The organism is Mucilaginibacter sp. 3215 (genome assembly GCF_050433785.1).
Classification (GTDB): Bacteria; Bacteroidota; Bacteroidia; order Sphingobacteriales; family Sphingobacteriaceae; genus Mucilaginibacter.
The window spans coordinates 170,813-194,748 of the sequence record NZ_JBNPWO010000005.1; the positions used below are offsets into that span (position 1 = coordinate 170,813).

The following is a 23,936-nucleotide window of genomic DNA, read 5'->3' on the forward strand; positions in this document are numbered from 1 at the left end:
TTTTGTAAAAATCTGGCAACTATAATAATTAGCTTCAAACAATGTCAATAAATCCATATTAATAAAGTATGAGTACAAAACCTCTTGTTGACCTGGGCGAGCAAAGTGAAGTTGAAGTTTATGGTGCCCGGGTGCATAACCTGAAAAATATAGATGTTTCGTTTCCGCGCAACCAGCTGGTGGTAATTACCGGCTTAAGCGGCAGCGGCAAGTCATCGCTGGCGTTTGATACTATTTACGCTGAAGGCCAACGCCGTTATATGGAAACATTTTCCGCCTACTCACGCCAGTTTATGGGCGGGATGGAGCGGCCGGATGTTGATAAGGTATCGGGCCTGAGCCCGGTGATTGCCATTGAGCAAAAAACTACCAGCAAAAACCCACGCTCCACAGTAGGTACTATTACCGAGATCTACGATTTTATGCGTTTGCTCTTCGCCCGTGCCGGCGATGCTTACTCTTACACCACGGGTGAAAAGATGGAGCGCATGAGCGAAGACCAGATCCTGAAAACCATCAGCGAAAAATTTGACGGTCAGCCGGTTAATATCCTGGCCCCGGTAGTAAAGGCACGTAAAGGCCACTACCGCGAATTGTTTGAATCTATCCGTAAGCAGGGCTTTTTAAAAGTTTGGGTTGATGGCGCTATCGCGGATGTTGAACCCAAAATGCAGGTTGACCGTTACAAGATCCACGATATTGATATTGTGGTTGACCGTTTGGTTGTAAGCGAAAAGGACAGCAAACGGTTATATACCTCAGTGCAGCAGGCCCTGAAAATTGCCAAAGGCATTATCCGTATTGCCGATAAAGACAATAACGTATCCTATTATAGTAAATACCTGATGGATCCGGTATCGGGCATCTCATATGATGAGCCTCAGCCTAATACATTTTCGTTCAACTCGCCTTATGGCGCTTGTGAAAAATGTAATGGACTGGGGTATATTTTTGAAGTAGATGAAGCCTCGGTGATCCCTAACCCGAAACTGAGCATCATGAACGGAGGTTTAGCCCCTATTGGCGAGTACCGAGAAACATGGATCTTCCAGGTGTTGAAATCGCTGGCTAAAAAGTATGAGTTCTCGCTCTCAACCCCTATCGAAAAGCTGAACCGCGATCAGTTGGATATGATCCTGAATGGCGCACCCGAAACATTGAGTGTTGCTGTTGAATATAATAAGTGGAATGTTCAAAGCTACCAGATCACGTTTGAAGGCATCATCCGTATGCTGGAGGAGCAGCAGGAACGCCGCAACGACGAGGGGATGGACGATATGGAGAACTATCGTGTGCTCCGTACCTGCCCGGTTTGCGAAGGTGCAAGGCTCAAAAAAGAGTCGCTGCATTTTAAGGTAGATGGTAAAAACATATTTGAACTGGCCTGTATGGATATCAATCACCTGCAGGATTGGTTTGATGGCCTGGAAGACCGCCTTAACGAGCGCCAGAATGTGATTGCTAAGGAAATCCTGAAAGAGATCCGCGCTCGTATTGTTTTTTTGCTGGATGTGGGTTTGAGCTATTTAACGCTTGACCGTACAGCCAAGACCCTATCGGGCGGTGAAGCACAGCGAATCAGGCTGGCTACGCAAATTGGTTCACAGTTGATGAATGTGATGTACATTTTGGATGAGCCAAGTATTGGTTTGCACCAACGCGATAACGAACGTTTGATCAACGCCCTTAAAAATCTGCGGGATTTAGGAAACACGGTACTGGTTGTTGAACACGATAAAGATATGATACTGGAAGCCGACCATGTAATTGACATGGGCCCGGCAGCAGGAGTACATGGCGGCGAGGTTGTTGCCCAAGGCACCCCGGCCCAATTAATGGAAAAGCATACGCTTACCACATCCTATATTAATGGTGAGCGCGAGATCGCTATTCCTAAAAAACGCAGAGAAGGGAATGGCAAAACCCTGAGCCTGAAAAAAGCTACCGGTCATAACCTTAAAAAAGTATCGGTCGATTTTCCGTTGGGTAAACTGATTGGCATAACAGGTGTATCGGGCAGCGGTAAATCAAGTTTGATCACCGAAACTTTATATCCTATCCTGAACCATCATTTTTTCAGGGCGAAGAAACAACCGCTACCTTATGAAAAAATTGAGGGGCTGGAGCATATTGATAAAGTAATTGAGATAGATCAAACGCCTATCGGCCGTACACCGCGCTCAAACCCGGCTACCTATACCGGGGTGTTTTCGGATATCCGCAATCTGTTCGTGGCACTACCGGAATCAAGGATCAGGGGATATAAACCAGGTCGTTTCTCCTTCAATGTAAAAGGCGGCCGCTGCGAAACCTGTCAGGGCGCCGGCATGAAGGTAATTGAAATGAACTTTTTACCCGATGTACAAGTACCTTGTGAAGAATGCGGAGGCAAACGATATAACCGCGAAACACTGGAAGTGCGCTACCGCGGCAAATCCATCAGCGATGTACTGGATATGAGTATTGAGGACGCTACGCCATTCTTTGAGCACATCCCATCCATCTATCGCAAAGTAAAAACGCTGAACGATGTTGGTTTGGGTTACATCACCTTAGGACAGGCTTCAACCACGCTATCCGGCGGAGAAGCACAGCGTGTTAAGCTGGCTACCGAGCTATCGAAAAAGGATACCGGCAACACTTTTTATATCCTGGATGAGCCTACCACTGGTTTGCACTTTGAGGATATTAACGTGCTGTTAGGTGTGCTTAACCAACTGGTTGATAAAGGCAATACCGTTTTGGTTATTGAGCATAACCTTGATGTTATTAAAGTGGCCGACCACGTAATTGACCTTGGCCCCGAAGGCGGTTCAGGCGGTGGTAATATCCTGTTCTCGGGTACACCCGAAGGTTTGTGCAAAGTGAAGAACAGCTTTACCGGCAAGTTTTTGAAAAAAGAAATGGGGTTGTAATTATTAAAATTCTGATAAATGATAAACAAGGAGATCTATCGTAACGATAAATCTCCTTTTCTTTTTTCTTAGCTTTATGTTTTTAACAACACCTTCATGAAAAAAATATTACTCATGCTATTCATAGCTGGTTCTTTCGCGGCCTGTAATCAACCTAAATCAATAGACACCGCCGGCGGCATCCCTACTAATAAAGACCTCGCCAAAGTTTTTGAAGATTATTTCCAGGACGGCTTAAAACTTTACCCGCTTAATGCAACCTACATTGGCGACAAGCGCTATAATGATCTGCTACCCAATGATGGTTCGGCGGAGTTTTTAAAAAAAGCATACGATTACAACTCGGTTTACTTGTCGAAGGTGAAAAACTTTGACCGGGCTGAACTGAACGAAGACGACAAGCTATCATACGATATATTTACCTACGAGGTGCAACTGGCCCTTGATAATTTCAAGTATCACTTTGAGTACATGCCTTTTAACCAGTTTTATGCCCTGCCAATTACCATAGGGCAGTTGGGTTCGGGTTCTGGTGCGCAGCCCTTTAAAACGGTTGTTGATTATAACGACTGGCTTAAGCGATTATCCGCTTTCCAGATCTGGGCAGATACAGCCATAGCTAATTTTAACAAAGGCATCAAAACAGGCGTAGTGCTGCCAAAATCGTTAGTTGTTAAAATGATCCCCGAAATGCAGGACCTGGTATCAAAAGATGTAGAAAAAAGCTTGTTCTACGGACCAGTTAAGAATATGCCGAAGGATTTTTCGGATGCGGATAAAAAACAGCTGACCGAGGCTTACAAAAAAGTGATAACTACCATAGTTAACCCAACCTACCAAAAACTGGCCGATTACCTGAAAAATCAATACCTGCCCCACGCACGTGCAACCTCGGGTTTTTCATCCCTGCCGGATGGTACTGCTAAATACACCTATTTAGTTAAACAACAAACCACTACCGATAAAACTCCGGAAGAAATTTACCAATTGGGTTTGAAAGAAGTTGCCCGGATCCGTGGCTTAATGGATAGCATCAAAACCAGTGTTGGCTTTAAGGGCGATTTGAAGGCGTTTTTCGAATACATGAAAACCGACCCTAAGTTTACTCCTTACAAAACCCCGAAGGATGTGCTTGATGCTTTTGAAAACATTCACAAACGCATGGAGCCAAACCTGAAAAAAATGTTTAACCATGTGCCTAAAACCCCTTTCGAGATCAGGCAAACCGAAGCCTTCCGCGCGGCATCGGCCAGTGCCGAATATAACCAGGGTTCGGCAGATGGTACCCGTCCCGGTATTTTTTACGTGCCGATATTAGATGCCACCAAGTTTAACACCACATCGGGCATGGAATCGTTGTTTTTGCATGAAGCAATTCCTGGTCACCATTACCAAATTTCGTTAACCCAGGAAAACGCTTCATTGCCAAAATTCCGTCGCTTTGATGGCGGGGAAACTGCCTATGTAGAAGGCTGGGCGCTGTATTGCGAATCATTAGGGAAAGAGCTCGGCTTATACACCGATCCGTACCAGTATATGGGCGCGTTAGGCGATGAGATTCACCGGGCTATCCGTTTGGTTGTCGATGTGGCTATCCACACCAAAGGCATGACCCGCGAGCAGGCTATTAAATATATGATGGATAATGAAGCCATCAGCGAGCAGGGTGCAACCGCAGAGATTGAGCGTTATATGGCCATCCCGGGTCAGGCCTTGAGCTATAAAATAGGCGCACTCAAAATCCGCGAACTGCGCACCAAATATGAAAAGCAATTAGGCGGCAAGTTCAATATCGCCGAATTTCATGACCAGGTACTGAAAGATGGCGCTATGCCAATGGCGGTTTTTGAGGCTAAAATGGATGCCTGGGCTGCGAAGAAGTAAAAAGAAAATTGCTATAATACAACGCGTCATTGCGAGGCACGAAGCAATCCCCGACCTACAGAGCGAATCTGCATAGTTTGGGATTGCTTCGTGCCTCGCAATGACGCGTTTAGTTTTTAGATCTATCTATCAACTAAACACTGCCAGCACCCCAAAATAAACCAGCATACAACCCGAGCTGATGAAATTCATACGCATGGCGTTTTTAAAATTAGCATTCGCCGTTGATTGGCCTACTTTATAAAACCAATAATTGAAAAAGAAAAATATTGGCGCGGCGCATACTATAAAGAAATAAAAGTTAAGCATCATCCCAGCCAGGTGCCAATACCAGTAGGAAAGGCCTATCCCCGCGGCAAACAATACGCCCGAAAAAATAAAGGAGCCTTTGTAGCCTAAAACGATACTAAGCGTTTTATCGCCCCGCCTGCTGTCTTCTTCATGCTGATAAACCTGGGTTAAGGGGTATGATGCCCCGATGAGGCAGGAGCTGATAGCCCCTGGAATGATCAGCCCTAAATCCCAATGGTCAAACAGGCTTGTGCCGGTCAAAGCGGTGTAGGTGGTGTAATAAATAAAGCATCCCTGGAAAATAAACACCGTTAAAAAGCTGATGATGGGATATTTTTTTAAACGGGTAGCAGGATGGCTGTATAATTTTGACATAATGCCATAAATAAGCACAGCACAGGCAAACTCCCAACTAATGATAAAGCCAAGCAAAAACGCGATAACCTCCAGCAGAATGGAAAAATAATACAGACTGAGATCCACTTCGGGCGGTTTGGCTAACAGGGCAATGCTATCTTCATCCTTATCAAAATAACTGTTATAGCCATTGCTGGCCGGGAAAGCAAGGAAATGCCATATAAAAAATACAAGTACGGCTGTTGAAGCTTTCACCACATCGGCCCGGCTAAAGGCAAACAGATACACCGGCAGCAAAAAAACAGAAAACACAAACCTTAAATGCGCAAATGCCGACCGGGTAGGGATAAATTGTTTAAACTTCATGGCGTGTTTTTACATTATAATTACTGCCGGAGGCAACATCAGGTTGCCTGATTGCGGTTATAAACATACAACCTTAAGTACAAAATTCCTTCAGTATAAATTATTATGTTTGAAACAGCGTTAATGTAACATGAATAAGAAAATTTATATAGTTGTACTTTTAATTTTCGCCACGACAGCGGGCTTCGCGCAAACGGTATCTAAATCAGATATCAGCTTTAAGATTAAAAACCTTGGCTTTAATGTTGGCGGTACCTTCGGCGGTTTGCAGGCCGATATTAAGTTTAAGCCTAATGACCTGGAAGGCAGCTTTATCGAAGCGTCAGTGTTATCCAATACGGTTAATACCGATAACGAAAGCCGTGATAAGCATCTTAAAAGCGAAGATTATTTTGACGTAATTAAATATCCAAAGATCACACTAAAGTCAGTTTCCTTTAAACGTAAAAGCGGGAGCAACTATACCGGCAATTTTAACGTAACTATAAGGGATAAAACAAAGTTGATTGAAGTACCTTTTACGTATATGGAATCAGGTAATACAGCACAACTGAAAGGAAACTTTATGATTTTGAGGACAGATTTTGGAATAGGCGGCAAAAACCTGATCCTTTCAAATGAAGCCAATGTTTCGGTTGAGGCGGAGATCAGCAAATAAAACGCTTAATCATTTTTAATGGAGAGTTGCATCAGTGCTATCGGGATAGCAAATCCCGCCAATCGAATTGCCCAGCAGGATATTTACCATTTCATGGCTAACGCCTTTGGGCTGGATGCAACCAATGCAGCAAGATTAAAGGGGATTTATGACCATTCGGGAATTGATTACCGCTATTCGGTAATTCCTGATTTTGGCTATCGGGATGCGGCAGATTTCACTTTTTTTGAACAGTCGGCAGGGCTCGAACCATTCCCTGACACACAGAAAAGGTTAAAGCTTTACGAAAAAGAAGCTATCGCCATAGCTGTAAATGCCGCAAAAAGCTGTCTTCAAAAATTTGGAGATGACATTACCGGCAGCATTACACACCTGGTAACCATTAGCTGTACGGGTATGCACGCACCTGGGATTGATATCGAACTTGTGGACCGGCTGCAGCTAAACTGCGATACCGAACGTACCTGCATCAACTTTATGGGCTGCTACGGTGCCATAAACGGGCTCAAAGTAGCCGACTATATCTGCCGCGCCGATGCCGGTGCCAAAGTGCTTGTTGTTAGTGTAGAGCTTTGTACGCTTCATTTTCAAAAAGTGAATACGCTGGATAACTGGGTTGCTAATTCGCTATTTTCAGATGGGGCTGCTGCCGTTTTGGTCGAAAATACGGCTAACCGTTTAGCCAGTGGCAATTACTTTTCGCTCAAAAATTTCTATTCGGAATTTGTTACTGAAGCCCGCAATGAGATGGGCTGGTACGTGGGCAATACCGGTTTTGAAATGAAGCTTACATCCAAAGTATCCAAACAAATCAAAAAACATATCAAAGCCCTTACCGACCGTTTTTTGCAAAAGGCCAAAACCCATATAGATGATATTACGGCCTACGCTGTCCATCCCGGTGGGCGTACCATTTTGGAAGCCGTTGAAGATGCGCTGGAGTTGCCGGAAGAAAGCAACGCATTCGCTTACCAGGTGCTGCAGGAATACGGCAACATGTCATCGGCAACTATTTTATTTGTGCTGGATAAAATGCTGAAAGCCGGTAATCTGGTAGATCAGAAGATATTGAGTTTCGCTTTTGGGCCGGGTTTAACGGTTGAGGGAATGATACTTGAAATGCACTAAGCCATTATGAGCGACGTAATTGTAATTGGCGGGGGCCTGGCCGGATTGTTTAACGCCATATTATTGAACCGCGCGGGGCTAAAAGTTACAGTTATCGAAAAAAAAACCTACCCCATGCATCGCGTTTGCGGCGAGTATATCTCGAACGAGGTGATCCCCTTTTTGTCTTCGCTGGATATCAATCTTGATGAACTGAATGTTGCCCGCATCAACCGGCTGGAGGTAACAGCGGCATCCGGCACCAAACTTTCGCAAAAGCTTGACCTGGGCGGTTTTGGTTTAAGCAGGTTTACTTTCGATAATTTTCTGTATCAAAAAGCCCTCGCCGAAGGGGTTGACATTTTAACCGGCACGCGGGTGGAGGATATCCGTTTTGCTGGCGAAAAATTTGAAGTGGTAACTCCCGGCGAAACATTAACAGCCCCGTTGGCTATCGGCTCGTTCGGTAAACGCTCCAATCTCGATCAAAAACTTAAACGGCCGTTCTTTTATAAACGCAGCCCATACCTGGCCGTAAAATTTCATTTGCAGATGGATTTCCCACAGGACCTCATCCAGCTTAATAATTATAAAGACGGCTATTGTGGGGTAAGTAAAACCGATGGCGACAGGTATTGCATGTGCTATATGGCCCATCGTGAAGACCTGCGCAAGTACGGCACTTTACAGGCTCTGGAAGAGAACGTGATCCGCAGGAACCCTTACCTTGATGAGATCTTTCGTAACGCTAAGTTTTTACTGGATAAGCCGGAGGTGATCAACGAGATCTCCTTTGAGAAGAAGGCGCCTGTTGATAACCACATCCTGATGAGCGGAGACACCGCCGGGATGATAGCTCCGCTTTGTGGCAACGGCATGACTATGGCCATTCATTCGGCTAAAATCCTTTCCGAAAAAATTATTACACACTATAAGCCGGGTAGCTTTAATGCTGAACAGCGCGCTAACCTTGAGCAGGATTATGCCCAAAGCTGGAACAAACAGTTTGCGCAAAGGCTTTGGGTTGGCAGGCAGTTACAGCGTTTGTTTGGTAACGATAATATGACAGCCTTTACTTTAAATACGCTGAATCACCTGCCTTCTGTTGCACAATACCTGATAAGTAAAACTCACGGCCAACCATTTGTATAGTTCAAGCGTATATATTATAGAAATTTAATCCAAAGTTGATAATTGGTTTTAATAATTAATTGCCAGCTCTTGGCTTTGTACATTTGATGCTATAATATATGCCTGATTTAAGTTACCGTACAGATACACTGGAGATCATGGACGATTTTAATCTCCCCTCTGCCGAAGTAGCTCCGGTGCTTGAAGGCCTGGGGAAGATGAACGCGTTATTTGGCGGCCATAAAAACATTATCAACTTATTGAATAAATTATCTGTAAGTACGGGCTATTCTGTTAGTGATTGGGGCTGTGGCGGAGGGGACACCCTGATAGCCATTGCTAAATGGGCCGAAAGCAAACAAATCGATCTTAACTTAAACGGCGTTGACGCAGCACAGGCTGCTGTTAATTATGCCCGAAAACAGGCGAAGGATTATAGCAACATTAATTTTATCCAAGCCGATGTTATTGACGAAGCATATCTCATTAAACCGGCTGATGTGATCATTTGCAGCCTGTTCACGCACCATTTTGATGATGAGCGCTGGATTGAGCTCATCAAAAACATGCAAGCCTCGGCACAAAAAGGAATTATCATTACCGACCTGCACCGGCACTGGCTTTTATACCATGCCATAGTGTTAATAACCCGTGTTTTTACCCATAATGCCATGGCACAAAATGATGGCCCCCTTTCGGTTAAGCGTGGTTTTAAAAGGCACGAATTGTTGGCATTATTAAAAAAAGCACAAATTGATAACTTTAAATTAACATGGCGCTGGCCTTTCAGATGGGAGTTAATCATCTATAAATCGTAGCTTTACGCTATGAATTTGCGTGTACTGGTTTTAACAACCTCGCTTGGCGTGGCAATTACGCTCTCGGCAGTTAACTTTTATTTTCAGCATAAATGGTACGATGTAATGGTTACTTTTTCGGTGGCCCTTGGTGTAAGTTACTTCGTTTTCTACTACCTTATCGAAAAATATATTTACTCCCGTATCAAGTTAATTTATAAACTGATCCATAACCTGAAATTAGGCCGCGATCTTAGGGACGCCCTTGGCGAACACGTAAGCGCCAACCCCATTGCCGATGTAGAACAGGAGGTAAAGGAATGGGCCAAACAGAAAAAGACCGAGATAGACGAATTGCGTAAGCAGGAAAAATTCCGCCGTGATTTTTTATCCAATATTTCACACGAGTTTAAAACCCCGCTTTTTGCTATCCAGGGTTACATAGAAGCCCTGCAGGACGATGATCTGGAAGACAGGGAAATGGCCCGACAATTTTTGGAGAAGGCCTCGAAAAATGTAGACCGCCTAAGTTATCTGATTAAAGACCTTGATGAAATCTCCAAACTCGAATCGGGCGAGATGCCTATCAATTATACTAAATTCAAGATCAACGACCTGATCAAAGAGGTTTTTGAATCATTGGAGATCAAAGGCAAGCAGTACCACATCAAACTTATATTTAAGCAAAAGTATGATGAGCCTATTGTGGTGAATGCCGACAGGGAAAAAATAAGACAGGTGCTCGTGAACCTGATAGATAATTCGTTTAAGTACGGTAAAGAAGAAGGCAGTACTTCGGTAAGCCTTTTTGTACTGCACGACCAGGTTTTGGTTGAAGTTACCGATGACGGCATTGGTATTGAAGAAAAGTTTTTGCCAAGACTGTTTGAGCGTTTTTTCCGTACAGACAGCAGCCGTTCAAGGCAAATTGGAGGCTCCGGGCTGGGGCTTGCTATTGTAAAGCATATCATTGAAGCCCACCAGCAAACTATCAATGTGCGCAGTACAGAAGGGCTTGGTTCAACGTTTGGTTTTACATTGGCAAGGGCTAAGCAGACCATTCCTTTCCCAAATTTACCTGTGTTAAAAAGTTAACAATAATTTAACATACTAACTGTACCTTTACACCAATTTCAAATCACTATGTCGCTAAACAGTATATTCCAGTATTTTGTACCCAAGGATAAAAAAATATTCTTCCCGCTGTTTGAACAAGCCGCGGCCAATGTTGTAGCCATGGCTACCATACTGGTTGAAGCAGTTAACTCAAACAACCCTGCAACCCGCGAGGATCTATATAAACAGATTGACAAGCTTGAAAACAAAGGCGACGAATATACCCACCAGATTTACCTGGAGCTTGGCAAAAACTTCATTACGCCTTTTGATCGTGAAGATATCCACGCCCTTGCAACAGCTATTGATGATGTGGCCGACTATATACAGGGCGCGGCAAACCGCATGAGCCTGTACAGGATAGATGATTTGAATGAGCACATCCGTAAGCTATCTGACCTGATACTGCAGGCCAGTGTTGATTTGGAAAAAGCTGTAAAAGAACTGAAAGACCTTAGGAATGTACGTAATATAGCCGATTCATGCATCAGGATAAACAGCGTTGAAAACCAGGCTGATTATGTTTTTGACCGCGCTGTAGCCGACTTGTTCCTGTATGAAAAAGATGCTATCCGCCTTATCAAATACAAAGAAATATTAGCAGCCCTTGAAACCGCTACTGATATGTGCGAAGACGCAGCTAATGTTATGGAGTCAATCTTAGTTAAAAACGCTTAAGTAAATCTTATCCCCAGCTAAATGGTTACTTCCCTACTTGTAGTTATTGTTGTACTCGCCCTGTTGTTTGATTACACCAATGGCTTTCATGATGCCGCAAACTCTATAGCTACCATTGTATCTACCAAAGTATTAACACCGTTTCAGGCTGTGTTAATGGCCGCGGTATTCAACTTTGCAGCTTACTTTTTTATTAAAGATCATAAGGTTGCCAATACCGTATCTAAGATCGTATTGGAGCACTACGTTACCCTGCACGTGATCCTGGCTGGCCTGGTAGCCGCCATCACCTGGAACCTGTTTACATGGTGGTTCGGAATCCCTTCAAGCTCGTCGCATACCCTTATTGGGGGCTTTGCCGGTGCTGGTATGACTAACGCACTTTATATGGGTGCCAACGCCCTGCATGCTGTTGAAATGCAATATGTGCTTAAAATCGTTGCCTACATCGTACTTGCCCCGTTTATTGGTTTAATTATAGCTTATGTTGTAACCATTTTAATACTCCACCTGTGCAAAGCTGCCAGACCAGCCACTGCCGAGCGCTGGTTTAAACGCATGCAGTTAGTATCGTCGGCAGCTCTGAGTTTTGCTCACGGTGGTAACGATGCTCAAAAAGTAATGGGGATCCTGTACGTAAGCCTTATTGCTTCAAAAGTGATAAAGCCAGGCTCAGTAATGCCGGAGTGGATCCCTTTAGCTTGTTACTCAGCTATTGCTGCGGGTACCATGTCGGGCGGTTGGAAGATCGTTAAAACCATGGGCTCAAAAATAACCAAGGTTACCCCGCTTGAAGGTGTAAGTGCCGAAACTGCTGGTGCTATCACCCTGTTTATTACCGAGCGTTTCGGGATTCCGGTTTCAACAACACATACTATCACCGGCTCAATTATAGGTGTGGGTTTAACCAAACGTGTATCGGCCGTGCGCTGGGGCGTAACCATTAACCTGGTTTGGGCCTGGATCATTACCATCCCTATTTCGGCCCTGATTGCCGCTGGTGTATTTGCATTATTACATTTCTTTGCATAAACAAACCGGTAGTAATTTTGTTAGCTTTACTTACTATATGAAAACAAGACTACTCATTATCCCCATCTTAATAGCTTTAATTACGTTAACCAGCTGTGATACGCTAAACCAGGTAGCTAACGCCACTATTCAAAACCAGGGAACACCAACGTCGCTTGAAATAGGCAACGGTTTAAAACAGGCCCTTGAAATAGGCACAGGTAAAAGCTCTGATCAACTATCGGCAGTTAACGGATTTTTTGGCAATGCCGCTATCAAGATCCTTTTCCCGCCCGAAGCACAAAAGGCTGAGAGAACCTTACGCGGGCTTGGCCTGAACAGCCTTTGCGATAATGTAATCCTTTCGCTTAACCGCGCAGCCGAAGACGCTGCAAAACAGGCAAAACCTATTTTTATTGATGCTATTAAGCAAATGACCCTGCAGGATGTTACCAATATTTTATTGGGCAGCCAGGATGCTGCAACACAATATTTTAAACGTACAACTACCGCGAAATTAAGCCTGCAATTCAAACCTGTTATCCAGGGCAGTTTAAATAAAGTGAACGCTACCAAATACTATACTGACGCGGCCCAGGCTTACAATAAAGTTCCGTTTGTATCAAAGCTTAACCCTGATATCAGCGATTATGTGACCCAAAAAGCCATCGACGGCTTATTTGTAGAGATAGCCAAAGAAGAGCTTAACATTCGTCAAAATCTTGGCGCGCGTACTACGCCTTTATTACAAAAAGTATTCGCTTTTGCTGATAGGAAAAAAACTACAGGACAATAAATAGATAAAAGAAAGAGATACAAAAAAAGCTGCGTCGATGTTATTCAACGCAGCTTTTTTATTGGGCATATTATTTTTGCTTTTGGAATTTAACCTTTACAGTAACAACTTCGGGTTTGTTGTTAGTACTGCCAACCCATGAGGGGCCATTTTTTATAAGCTCTATGGCTTTTTGATCGGCCGCTTCATTCAGGCCTTTTTTAATACTAAACTCGTCTGTGATGCCGCTCGGGAATACCGTAAATGTTACGGTCACGGTGCCGGCAGTACCATCAGGCAGTAAAGCATTAGTTTGTAAATATTTTTTCAGGCTGCCCCAGCCCAGTTGCGGATGTGCCGCAGTGACACTTACCTCGCCGTTGTCATCGTCTTTTTTAGTTACAACCACCTCGCTAAGGGCCCTGGAATCGGGCTTAAGCGCTACTTTAATGCTATCGCCGCGTGTGGCGTTAACCTGCCTCGGCTCATAACCAATATAAACCACATCAAGCGTCGCCTTATCTCCCGGCGAACTAAGTGCGAATTTTCCATTAACATCAGTTACCGTGCTCCGGTTGGTGCCTTTGATCCTGATTGCCGCACCAATTAAAGGAGAGCCGTCATCTCTCGAAATAATAGTACCGGCAATGTATAATGATTGTGCAGCCGCTTTACTGCTGCCAAAAACAGTTGCCGGTGAGGATGTAACACCGTCAACCTTTCCGGGTAATTTAAATTGCAGCGGGGCTTTTGATTTAGCTACAGTAGTATTCGCTCTTAATGCTATCACATCCTGGCTTACTGTATCTTTTTTTGCAATTGGAGCTGTGTATCCTGCTACTATCCGCTCACTTAAATTGCCTTCTTCTTTCAAAACAACTTTATCTTTAGCAGCAGCGGGCGGAGTTGCCGGTACTGTTAAAGGATTGCTGCCCACAGGAGGCGGAACATCATTCGAAGCTGTTTTATTGTCGCCAGCGGAAATTTCCTGCTGATAAAGCGCGTTAGCCGATTGCTTTGTCCGTCTTGGTTTTTTATTTACTGCAACTGATGGGGCCTGTATGGGCGTATTGGCACTTGCTTTTTTAACTGTATCGCCGGTCTTTACGGTATCGGCGGCAGCTGCCATGGGCGGGGTCGAATTTTTGTTTCCTGCGATGTTATTACTTTGCAGTTCAGCTTTAGGAGATCTGTTAAGATAAAGGCCTCCCAAACTTAATGCTATTAAAACCGAAGCCGCTATGGGCCAAACGGTCCACGGTATTACACGGCCTTTATTTTCTCCGGTACGCTGCCGCAATCTTGAGCTAAGGTCAGCAAGGTTTAACTGTTGACTTGTCCCCATGTTGTCATATCCTTCCAATGCATCCATCAAAAAAGGGTCGTTTAGTGCCTCCATCTCCAGTTTATGCATAGCACGGGCGTCAAGCTCTCCGTTGAGATACTTCTGTATTTGCAATATATTTGCCTTTTTACTATGCACTGTTCCGTTCGAGGCAAATTTTTAAATTCCTCTTACCGTTCTGGATATAACTTTTTACCTCATTTAAAGTATATCCTGTTATCCCGGCAATTTCCTTATAACACTTCTCTTTTAAATAAAACAGGTCGATACTTTGTTTTTGTCCGCCGGTTAACCCTGCTATGCAGTGCTCCAAAGCTTTCAACGCCTCTTCCCTGTTATTATCATCAGGATGCAAAAAGGGGGTAAATTCCACAACTTCATCTAAATTAACCAACTCCATCTTTTTACCCCTCCGTAACTGCATCAAGCAATAATTGCGCCCAAGTACATACACCCAATTCCTGAACTGGTTAATCTCATGCTTTTTAACCTTATCAACCAGCTCCTCAAAAATGCCCATTACCGCGTCTTTGGCCAGTTCTTCATCTTTCAGATATTTAAGGCAAACGCCATAAACAAGGGGCATATATCTTTCATATAAGCTGCCCAAAACTGTTAGGTTACCGCTTGCGCGATAATCACTAAGTAGTTCTTCGTCTGTTGATTTCCCTGGTTTCTGGGGTTTTATAAATAGGCTCATTAAACATACAAAATTAATTTATTAAAATGGTTTATGGAAATTAACCGCCTGCAGACAGCTCTATTTAAGGAAAATAAGCTAATAACCAGTTTTTTTTCATAGGTGTTGGTTCATTTCTGTTATAAACCATGAATACACTAAGTCCCGACTGAAAGGACAATAGCATAAAGTTTAAACAAAAAAAGCGATGCCCGGAAGCATCGCTTTTCTATAAATATCGTAACAGTTTTACCTTGCAGGTTGTGGCTTTGGCAGCTCTTTGCGCGGGATCATTTCGGCACGTTGAGCCGTATGGTAAACAAATGAAGCAACAATGGTAGCGGCTTGTTTCAGGTCGTCTTCAATAAGACGATCGTAAGTGTCCTGATTACTATGATGGGTGCGTGAACCGTAATCGATAGCATCCTGGATAAACTGGAAGCCCGGAATACCAACGGCATCAAATGAAAGGTGATCGGTGCCGCCGGTATTACGAATGGTAAGCGTGCTGGCGCCAAGATCTTTAAAAGGGTCAAGCCAGGCCTTAAAGATAGGTGCTGCGGCCGAATCTCCCTGCAAATACACTCCACGGATCTTGCCGGTTCCATTATCCAGGTTGTAATAGGCCGAAAGCTTTGCTTGTTCGGGTTTAAGCTCCATCGTTTTAGGATCGCCAAAATGATTGGCCACGTATCCGCGCGAACCAAATAAGCCCTGCTCTTCCGAACTCCATAAGGCGATGCGAATGGTGCGTTTGGGTTTAAAGTTAATCGCTTTTAAAATACGCATGGCCTCCAGCATTACCGCGCTGCCCGCTGCATTATCGGTAGCACCGGTAGCAGCATGCCATGAATCAAGGTGGCCGCCAAGCATTACTACCTGGTCTTTCAGCTTTTTATCCGTTCCGGGAATTTCAGCGACTACATCATAACCCTGCAGGTCATCGGTAATGAATTGAGTTTTAATATCAGCTTCCAGTTGTACCGGCTGGCCGCCTTTTATAAGACGCAAAATGCGCTGGTAATCTTCGCTGCTGGTTTCAAGCTCGGGTGCTACCGCTTTTGCGGTATCGGCGTATGAAGCGCCGTTGGTTGTAAACACTGTACCATCAGTACCGCGGGCCTGGCTTAACACCAAGGCAGCTTTTTCATCAACCAAAAATTGGCTTAATGCAGTCCTGAAAGCACGTAGCTTACGGAAAGCGGCCATTTGGGCGGCGTTGGGGTCCACAGCGTTCCTGCGCGGGCCGGCCGGCGTAGCTTTCGCGTTGGCCATTTCGGTAAGTTCCTCATTGGTATAACGGGCGGCATCCACTTTCCAGGTACGTTCTGTTGGTGCTTTAGTATCAAATATCACGATCTTGCCGGCCAGCTTACCTTTATATTGCTCAAGCTCTGCTGCCGAATCGGCTTTGATTATCATCACTTCGCCTTTGATCAAGCCATGTGTACCTGGTGTCCATGCTTTAGGTATGGCGATAATAGCATGATAGTAAGGAACCGTGATAGCTGCATAGTTTTTTTGAACCTCCCAGCCTTTGCCAAATTTACCCCAGGCTTCCAATTTGGAGTTGGCCATGCCCCAGGTTTTAAGCTGATTAACAGCCCAGTTTTGAGCGCGCTTTAAGCCCGGAGAATTGGCAAGCCTTGGGCCCGAAACATCTGTAAGGTAAAAAGCCGTTTCCATTACTTTTGAATGGTTAAGGCCTTCTTCCCTTATTTTTTGAACCATGGCAGCATCAACAGGTTCCTGTGCAAACGATGGTACTGCAATACCAGCCGTAATTAAACACGAAAAGAGTAGTTTTAATTTCATATATAATAAATTATAAGATCAGTTAAAACAAACCTATTTATTATAAATTAAAATTGGGAATATATTGTGTTAACAAAGTTGTTACATGGCGGAGGATTGTTAAGTTACTATCGCTTAACTGGCTGCGGCTTGGGTTAGCAATACATCCCAATAAAAAAGGGCTTATCCGTTACAGATAAGCCCTTCAATATTATAAAGCTGATTTACTTAATTACAGCTTGCGTTTAACTTCCACGTTTTCGTAAGCTTCAACGATATCGCCAACTTCAATGTTGTTAAAGTTGTTGATGTTCAAACCGCACTCATAACCTGCGCTTACTTCTTTTACGTCATCTTTAAAGCGTTTCAGTGAAGCCAGTTCGCCGGTGTAGATCACCACGCCATCACGGATGATGCGGATCTTGCTGTTACGGTTAATTTTACCATCCAATACCATACAACCTGCAATAGTACCCACTTTGCTGATCTTAAAGGTTTCGCGGATCTCAACGTTAGCCACAATCTTTTCTTCAAAGGTTGGTGCAAGCATACCTTCCATCGCCGCTTTGATCTCGTTGATCGCATCGTAGATGATAGAGTACAGCCTGATATCGATCTGTTCAGCTTCGGCCAATTTACGGGCACTACCTGAAGGGCGTACCTGGAAACCGATGATGATCGCGTCGGATGCTGATGCCAGCAATACGTCTGATTCGGAGATCTGACCCACCGCTTTCGAAATGATGTTCACCTGGATCTGCTCGGTAGACAGTTTCAACAATGAATCTGACAAGGCCTCGATAGAACCATCCACGTCACCTTTAACGATGATGTTAAGCTCCTTGAAGTTACCCACTGCCAAACGGCGGCCGATCTCATCAAGAGTGATATGTTTTTGTGTACGTAAGCCCTGCTCACGTTGTAATTGCAGGCGTTTGTTAGCAATTTCACGTGCCTCAACTTCGCTTTCAAGCGCATTGAATTTATCGCCTGCGGTTGGCGCGCCCTGCATACCTAATACCTGTACCGGTGTTGATGGTCCTGCTGAATCTACACGCTGGCCACGCTCGTTGGTTAACGCTTTAACACGACCGCTGTAGCAGCCTGCCAATATCGGGTCGCCTACTTTTAAGCGGCCGGCCTGTACCAGGATGGTGGTAACAATGCCACGACCTTTATCTAAAGCTGCCTCAATAACAGTACCTACGGCACGTTTGTTAGGGTTAGCTTTCAGTTCGAGCAATTCGGCTTCAAGCAATACTTTTTCCAATAGCAAGTCAACATTTAAGCCGGTTTTGGCCGAAATTTCCTGCGACTGGTATTTACCGCCCCACTCTTCAACCAAAATATTCATGGCCGATAATTGTTCCCTTACCTTATCGGCATTGGCACCCGGCTTATCAATTTTGTTAAAGGCGAAGATGATTGGTGCACCTGCAGCCTGCGCGTGGTTTATGGCCTCGCGGGTTTGCGGCATCACGCTGTCATCGGCAGCTATCACTATAATTACAATATCTGTAACCTGTGCACCCCTTGCACGCATCGCGGTAAACGCTTCGTGACCCGGTGTATCCAGGAAGGTGATCTTTCCTTTATTGTCAGGCAATGTTACTTCGTAAGCACCAATGTGCTGGGTTATACCACCCGCTTCGCCGCCTATTACGTTGGTTTTACGTATAAAGTCGAGCAATGAGGTTTTACCGTGGTCAACGTGGCCCATGATGGTTACGATTGGTGCACGTGTCACCAAATCGGCCGGATCATCAACCTGGTCAAGGTTGGCTTCCTCATCCTGCGGCTTCACAAATTCAACCTGGTAGCCAAACTCATCGGCCACAATTGAAAGTGTTTCGGCATCAAGTCTTTGGTTAATGGAAACGAACATACCCAGGCTCATACAGGTAGATATGATCTGCGTTACAGATACATCCATCATACTTGCCAGCTCGTTGGCTGTTACAAACTCGGTAACCTTCAATACTTTTGATTGCAGTTCCTGTTCCATTGCCAGTTCTTCGGCACTTGCAGCAACGTCATCACGTTTTTGACGGCGGAATTTAGCACGCTGTGCAAACTTGCCCGACTTACCTGCTCCACTTAAGCGAGCAAGCGTAGCCTTGATCTGGTCTTGTATGTCTTTTTCTGAAGGTTCTTCCTTCGGTCCTGTATGTTGAGGCGGATTATTGCGGTTGTTCCTGAAATCCGGGCGGTTACCACCGCCATGACCTCCCTGGCCCTGACCTGGCCCGCTGTTTCCGGGTGCTCCATGTGTACGGTTCCTGAAATCCGGGCGGTTAGGATTAATGGTACCACCACCGCTTGGCTGTTGACCTTGTTGCGGGTGATTGCCACCACCGCCCTGCTGGCCATGCGGATGGTTACCGCCGCCTTGTTGCGGGTTGCCCTGGCTATCTTTACGCTTACGTTTGCGTTTATGATCGGCCGAGTTATTATTTGAATTTGATGATGAAGCTACCGGGTTGCGTTTTGGCGCGTTAACAGGTAACTGGATCTTACCAATAATATTTGGCCCGGTTAAACGCTCGGCTTTAGCCCGGATCACGTCTGGTTCCTGGCTGTCATCAGCCGGTGTTTCAGTAGCAGCCGGAGGTGTTACAACCGGTGTTTGTTCAACTATCGGTGCAGCAGGCGCTTTCGGCTCTTCAGCCTTAGGTGCTTCAGCAACCGGGGGCACAACAGGTGCTGCCGGTTTTGGTGCTTCAGCCTTTGGCGGTTCGGGCGCAGCAGGTGCTACCGGTTTTGGCGCTTCAACTTTTGGCTCGGCAGGCGCCGGTGCAGGTGTTGGCGCAGGTGCCTGTGCAACAGGCTCTGGCTGTTTAACAACTTCAACTGGTTTTTCCGCAGGTTTCTCGGCCTGCGGCTGTGGTTTAGCACTCAGGTTGTTAAGGTCGATTTTTCCAACTACCTTAACACCAGGTAATACGTCATTGCGCTCATCAGAACGTGCAGGAGCTTGTGCTGCCGGAGTCGGCTCGGCCGGTTTAGGTTTTTCAACCTGCGGCTGTGCAAAGTGCCCTGTATTCTTGATCAGTATCTCTTCGTTCTCAAAATCGCGCGAACGGCGGTTCTCAACCGGCTTTTCAGGAAACTGTGCAGCAGGCTCTTCTTTCCTTATCTTTCCGATACTGATCTGCTTAGCTTCCTCCTTAATACTTTTGTCAACAGCAAATTCCTTTAACAGGGCATTGTACATGTCATTATCCAGCTTGGCCATAGGATGCTTGTCAACCTTGTATCCTTTGGTAGCTAAATAATCGACAAGGGTACCCATGCCAATGTTCAGTTCTTTTACTGCTTTAATTAATTTTATGGATTTGTCTTCTGACATTTAATATTACTTACTTTCTCTGCTAATTTGGTGCAAAAATACGCTTTTTATTTTGCTTATTACGTTTATTCAAACTCCGCATTCAAAATTGATAACACTTCTTTTACAGTTTCTTCCTCTAAATCGGTGCGTTTTACCAGTTCACCAACGGTTAGGGCTAATACTGATTTTGCTGTATCCAAACCAATGCGTTTAAATTCGTCAAGGATCCAGCTATCAATTTCGTCTGAAAATTCTTCGATGTCCACATCTTCGTCATGCTCATCGGCTTCACGGTAAACATCAATTTCGTAGCCTGTCAATTTTCCTGCCAGCTTAATGTTATGTCCGCCACGGCCGATAGCCAATGATACCTGGTCGGGTTTTAAATACACAGCCGCTGTCTTTTTCTCATCATCTAATTTAATAGAAGTGATTTTGGCAGGTGATAGTGCACGCTGAATATATAGCTGAACATTGTTGGTAAAGTTAATAACGTCGATATTTTCATTTTTTAACTCACGTACTATACCGTGGATCCGTGAACCCTTCATACCTACGCAGGCACCAACCGGATCGATACGGTCATCATATGATTCAACCGCAACTTTAGCGCGTTCGCCCGGCTCACGTACAATTTTCTTGATGGTAATCAGGCCATCAAAAATTTCCGGCACTTCAAGCTCAAACAAACGCTGTAAAAACTCGGGCGCGGTGCGCGAAATGATGATCTTAGGGTTGCTGTTCAGCATATCTACCTTTGATACAACAGCTTTAACGCTATCGCCTTTCTTAAAGTAGTCGGCCGGAATCTGCTCTGTTTTTGGCAGCAACAGTTCGTTACCTTCGTCATCCAGTACTAAAGTTTCTTTTTTCCAAACCTGGTAAACCTCGCCTGTAACAATTTCACCAACGCGGTCTTTATATTTTTTGAAGATCTCGTCTTTCTCTAATTCCAGGATCTTTGATACCAGCGTTTGGCGGGCGGCTAAAATAGCACGGCGGCCAAAGCTTTCTAAAGTGATCTGTTCAATATAGTCATCACCAACCTCAAGGTCGGCGTCATACAGGTGTGCTTCGGCAAGTTCTATCTCCAGGTCATCATCTTCGCTAAAGCCATTTTCCATAACTTTACGGGTGCGCCAGATCTCTAAGTCACCGTTGTCGGTGTTCACAATTACGTCGCAATTTTCGTCCGTACCGTACTTTTTCCTGATCATGCTTCTGAAAACGTCTTCCAGTACGCTCATCATGGTAGGGCGGTCAATGTTCTTGAAATCTTTAAATTCCTGAAAAGAATCAATTAAATTAATATTGCTCATTTTTTACTTAAATGATATTAAAACCTTTGTTTCTGTTATTTGGTCCATTGGGATAACGCTTTCTATAACCTGCGCTTTTTTCCCTTTTTCTTTTACTTGTTCTTCAATGGTGATGGCATCCTCCGTAAGGCCGGTTAATGTGCCTTCGCGTTTAGCCCCATCTTTCATTTTAATGCCCAGGTTGCGGCCAACATTTTTGGCATATTGCCTTGGCGACGATAGCGGATAATCAATACCCGGCGATGAAACCTCCAGGTTATAAGCGGTTTCAATTACGTTTTCCTCTTCCAGATGGAAGCCGACATGCCTGCTTACCTGTACACATTCATCAATGCCGATACCGTTATCACCATCAAGCAGTATAATCAGCTTCCCGTTCGGGTGCATTTTGATATCCACTATAAACAGGTGCGGCTTATCTGCTATTTTCTCTTCTACCAGTTCTTTTACCCTTTTTTCAATATTCATTACCCACCGGTGTTTTTGACAGAATAATTTTGATTGATAAAATAAAAGAGGGGACTAATTGCCCCCTCTTTTATTAACGGTTGCAAATATAATCAAAAATATTAAATTTTCAAGCATATAGGTAGTTTATTGCTTAAAAATCAAATCTGTATAGTGCAGGGTTCCGGGTTTACTATGGCTTCTTATCAGATCGGTCAATGTGCTGCCGGCTTCGAAATTATAATAACGGAAAAAATAGGTTTGCTGTGTGTTGAAAGCTGTATCGGGTGTAAAAATAATCACATTATCTTTAATTACATAGCGTCCGGGCTGTACAGGTTGCAGGTTTTTCAACGAGGTATCGGCTGGCATGCGATAAACAGCCATGAGCGTTTCCCAGGCTTTGGCAGATGAGTCGCGGCCGATGTCGTTAATGATAGCCGGATCGAAGCCTGTTACCTGTAATGCTTTTCCGTTATTAACTGTCTTAATGGTTATTGGTGTTTGGGTTGATGTTCCTGTACAACCAAATAAAAACATTAGCGGAAGTAATAAAGGAAAAAGTTTTTTCATTTGGCAAGATAGGTTTATTGTAATAAAAAGCGGATATTTCTGTTTACAACACAAAACCTGCCACAATTGAAACCGAGATCTTTATTCCTGCTTTTCTTAATATCCTTTTGCTGTGTTAAAGTTAACGCCGATGTGCCGCCCCGTATTGACCTCGACCGCGTTAAAACAAAAGCTAAGCAAAGCTTTTTATTTTGCCGGCAGCGGGGATACAACACTCGCTATTGCATTTTAATTGACATGTCGCTGCCATCGGGTGTTAAGCGTTTTGTGGTATGGGATTTTAAGAAAGACAATATGTTGATGAGTGGACTGGTAAGCCATGGCTGTGGGCGCAACCCATGGAATGGCATATGGTCAAAAGACAAACCATCATTTAGTAATATGGATGGCAGTCATTGTACCGCTTTGGGCAAATACGAAATAGATGGCCGTGCCTGGAGCGCCTGGGACATTCATGTAAAATATTACTTAAACGGGCTGGAGCGTACCAACAACAATGCCCTGGCAAGGCAAATCGTTTTTCACTCCTGGGAGCGCGTTGCCGAAAATGAAGTTTATCCCAATGGTACACCCGAAGGCTGGGGCTGCCCTGCTATCTCAAACAATATCATGAAAGCTGTGGATGTGCTGTTAAAGAAACAAAAGAAGCATGTGTTGATGTGGATATATCAATAGCATGGTTTGCGACCGTTTATAACGAGCGCAATTTTAAACAGCTGTTATACAACGCATGTTCTATCACTATTGAGATAATTAAACTGGCTTTCTTCAAACTTCCCTTCTAAAGCGTCCAGGCCATTTTGTATTTTAAAGTTTCGCTCCTGTAATGTTATAGGGATAAGCCAATAAAAAAATATTGTTTTATGGTTATTGCCAGGATCAAACAATTCAAGATCAGGTCCATCTAAATAAGGTAAAGAAATTAAACCGTAGCTGCACTCTGAATTTTCCTGCCATGGCCGGCCAAAATTAACCGTATGCCCTAAATTGAGATTTTGATCAATATTATAAAAGTAAACTACACTTGTTAACAGTTCCAATATAGAGTTATCCTGAATAGCGGAAAACAAGTGTAGTTCGATGGGCTTTTCATGTGAAAATGTAGACATACCGCATGTTGCGTAAGCCCACATTTTTCTGTTGTCAGTTGGTTTAAATTCTAAAATTGTAAGTTTATTATCAAGTTCATTGATAGGCCCCGTTGTCCATATCTTCTCTTCAAAGTTGCTCCCCCAATTTGATATATAAGGCTCTTTGATCAGTTTGTTGTAAATGCTCATCATTGTAAATTGCATTTTTATTAACTTGTCTATCTGGCTAAGCACATGGAATCCCGAAATTAATTCGGGACGACGGGTGGAG

The 23,936-nt window shown here is 44.2% G+C and carries 20 protein-coding genes; 11 read left to right on the top strand and 9 right to left on the bottom strand.

Annotation, left to right across the window (positions count from 1 at the left end; translation table 11 throughout):
• Nucleotides 1-68: 68 nt before the first annotated feature.
• Nucleotides 69-2,915, top strand: a complete 2,847-nt coding sequence (uvrA, locus tag ABIC84_RS11490; protein ID WP_429263640.1) for an excinuclease ABC subunit UvrA — start codon at nucleotides 69-71, stop codon at nucleotides 2,913-2,915.
• 96 nt (nucleotides 2,916-3,011) lie between these two features.
• Nucleotides 3,012-4,799, top strand: coding sequence for a DUF885 domain-containing protein (locus tag ABIC84_RS11495; protein WP_429263641.1), 1,788 nt, complete (start codon nucleotides 3,012-3,014; stop codon nucleotides 4,797-4,799).
• A 129-nt stretch (nucleotides 4,800-4,928) separates the two neighbouring features.
• On the opposite strand, the gene ABIC84_RS11500 is transcribed toward ABIC84_RS11495, so the two are convergent.
• Nucleotides 4,929-5,813 carry a UbiA family prenyltransferase gene (locus tag ABIC84_RS11500; protein ID WP_429263642.1) on the bottom strand — a complete coding sequence of 295 codons (885 nt, stop codon included), beginning with the start codon at nucleotides 5,811-5,813 and terminating at the stop codon, nucleotides 4,929-4,931.
• Between the two features lie 130 nt (nucleotides 5,814-5,943).
• Here ABIC84_RS11500 and ABIC84_RS11505 point away from each other — a divergent pair, with 130 nt between their 5' ends.
• The 8 genes from ABIC84_RS11505 to ABIC84_RS11540 all read left to right on the top strand — a co-directional run bounded on the left by ABIC84_RS11505 (nucleotide 5,944) and on the right by ABIC84_RS11540 (nucleotide 13,107).
• The gene (locus tag ABIC84_RS11505) at nucleotides 5,944-6,471 is read left to right on the top strand and encodes a YceI family protein (protein WP_429263643.1); all 528 of its coding nucleotides are present in this window, start codon (nucleotides 5,944-5,946) and stop codon (nucleotides 6,469-6,471) included.
• Nucleotides 6,472-6,489: 18 nt separating this feature from the next.
• Nucleotides 6,490-7,599: a type III polyketide synthase gene (locus ABIC84_RS11510; protein ID WP_429263644.1), complete on the top strand. Its 1,110-nt coding sequence runs from the start codon at nucleotides 6,490-6,492 to the stop codon at nucleotides 7,597-7,599.
• Between the two features lie 6 nt (nucleotides 7,600-7,605).
• On the top strand, nucleotides 7,606-8,730 hold the full coding sequence (locus tag ABIC84_RS11515; RefSeq protein ID WP_429263645.1) for an NAD(P)/FAD-dependent oxidoreductase: 1,125 nt from the start codon (nucleotides 7,606-7,608) through the stop codon (nucleotides 8,728-8,730).
• Nucleotides 8,731-8,828: 98 nt separating this feature from the next.
• Nucleotides 8,829-9,527, top strand: coding sequence for a methyltransferase domain-containing protein (locus ABIC84_RS11520; RefSeq protein ID WP_429263646.1), 699 nt, complete (start codon nucleotides 8,829-8,831; stop codon nucleotides 9,525-9,527).
• Between the two features lie 9 nt (nucleotides 9,528-9,536).
• Nucleotides 9,537-10,601, top strand: coding sequence for a sensor histidine kinase (locus ABIC84_RS11525; RefSeq protein ID WP_090532532.1), 1,065 nt, complete (start codon nucleotides 9,537-9,539; stop codon nucleotides 10,599-10,601).
• Nucleotides 10,602-10,649: 48 nt separating this feature from the next.
• Nucleotides 10,650-11,300: a DUF47 domain-containing protein gene (locus ABIC84_RS11530; protein ID WP_090532530.1), complete on the top strand. Its 651-nt coding sequence runs from the start codon at nucleotides 10,650-10,652 to the stop codon at nucleotides 11,298-11,300.
• 21 nt (nucleotides 11,301-11,321) lie between these two features.
• Nucleotides 11,322-12,332, top strand: a complete 1,011-nt coding sequence (locus ABIC84_RS11535) for an inorganic phosphate transporter (RefSeq protein ID WP_090532528.1) — start codon at nucleotides 11,322-11,324, stop codon at nucleotides 12,330-12,332.
• Between the two features lie 37 nt (nucleotides 12,333-12,369).
• Nucleotides 12,370-13,107 carry a DUF4197 domain-containing protein gene (locus ABIC84_RS11540; RefSeq protein ID WP_429263647.1) on the top strand — a complete coding sequence of 246 codons (738 nt, stop codon included), beginning with the start codon at nucleotides 12,370-12,372 and terminating at the stop codon, nucleotides 13,105-13,107.
• A 70-nt stretch (nucleotides 13,108-13,177) separates the two neighbouring features.
• On the opposite strand, the gene ABIC84_RS11545 is transcribed toward ABIC84_RS11540, so the two are convergent.
• From ABIC84_RS11545 to ABIC84_RS11575, 7 genes are all read right to left on the bottom strand, one after another.
• Nucleotides 13,178-14,545, bottom strand: a complete 1,368-nt coding sequence (locus ABIC84_RS11545) for a carboxypeptidase-like regulatory domain-containing protein (protein WP_429263648.1) — start codon at nucleotides 14,543-14,545, stop codon at nucleotides 13,178-13,180.
• Between the two features lie 16 nt (nucleotides 14,546-14,561).
• Nucleotides 14,562-15,131: an RNA polymerase sigma factor gene (locus ABIC84_RS11550; RefSeq protein WP_429263649.1), complete on the bottom strand. Its 570-nt coding sequence runs from the start codon at nucleotides 15,129-15,131 to the stop codon at nucleotides 14,562-14,564.
• Between the two features lie 228 nt (nucleotides 15,132-15,359).
• Nucleotides 15,360-16,925: a M28 family metallopeptidase gene (locus ABIC84_RS11555; RefSeq protein WP_429263650.1), complete on the bottom strand. Its 1,566-nt coding sequence runs from the start codon at nucleotides 16,923-16,925 to the stop codon at nucleotides 15,360-15,362.
• A gap of 211 nt (nucleotides 16,926-17,136) precedes the next feature.
• The gene (gene infB / locus ABIC84_RS11560; protein ID WP_429263651.1) at nucleotides 17,137-20,253 is read right to left on the bottom strand and encodes a translation initiation factor IF-2; all 3,117 of its coding nucleotides are present in this window, start codon (nucleotides 20,251-20,253) and stop codon (nucleotides 17,137-17,139) included.
• A 65-nt stretch (nucleotides 20,254-20,318) separates the two neighbouring features.
• Nucleotides 20,319-21,554 (bottom strand): transcription termination factor NusA, encoded by a 1,236-nt coding sequence (nusA, locus tag ABIC84_RS11565; protein ID WP_429263652.1) that lies wholly within the window; start codon nucleotides 21,552-21,554, stop codon nucleotides 20,319-20,321.
• Nucleotides 21,555-21,557: 3 nt separating this feature from the next.
• The gene (gene rimP, locus ABIC84_RS11570; RefSeq protein WP_429263653.1) at nucleotides 21,558-22,022 is read right to left on the bottom strand and encodes a ribosome assembly cofactor RimP; all 465 of its coding nucleotides are present in this window, start codon (nucleotides 22,020-22,022) and stop codon (nucleotides 21,558-21,560) included.
• A gap of 126 nt (nucleotides 22,023-22,148) precedes the next feature.
• On the bottom strand, nucleotides 22,149-22,574 hold the full coding sequence (locus tag ABIC84_RS11575; RefSeq protein WP_429263654.1) for a hypothetical protein: 426 nt from the start codon (nucleotides 22,572-22,574) through the stop codon (nucleotides 22,149-22,151).
• A gap of 66 nt (nucleotides 22,575-22,640) precedes the next feature.
• Between ABIC84_RS11575 and ABIC84_RS11580 the strand changes: the two genes are divergently transcribed.
• On the top strand, nucleotides 22,641-23,249 hold the full coding sequence (locus tag ABIC84_RS11580) for a murein L,D-transpeptidase catalytic domain-containing protein (RefSeq protein WP_429263655.1): 609 nt from the start codon (nucleotides 22,641-22,643) through the stop codon (nucleotides 23,247-23,249).
• Nucleotides 23,250-23,293: 44 nt separating this feature from the next.
• Here ABIC84_RS11580 and ABIC84_RS11585 read toward each other — a convergent pair whose 3' ends face one another.
• Nucleotides 23,294-23,857, bottom strand: coding sequence for a suppressor of fused domain protein (locus tag ABIC84_RS11585; RefSeq protein WP_429263656.1), 564 nt, complete (start codon nucleotides 23,855-23,857; stop codon nucleotides 23,294-23,296).
• Between the last annotated feature and the right edge of the window lie 79 nt (nucleotides 23,858-23,936).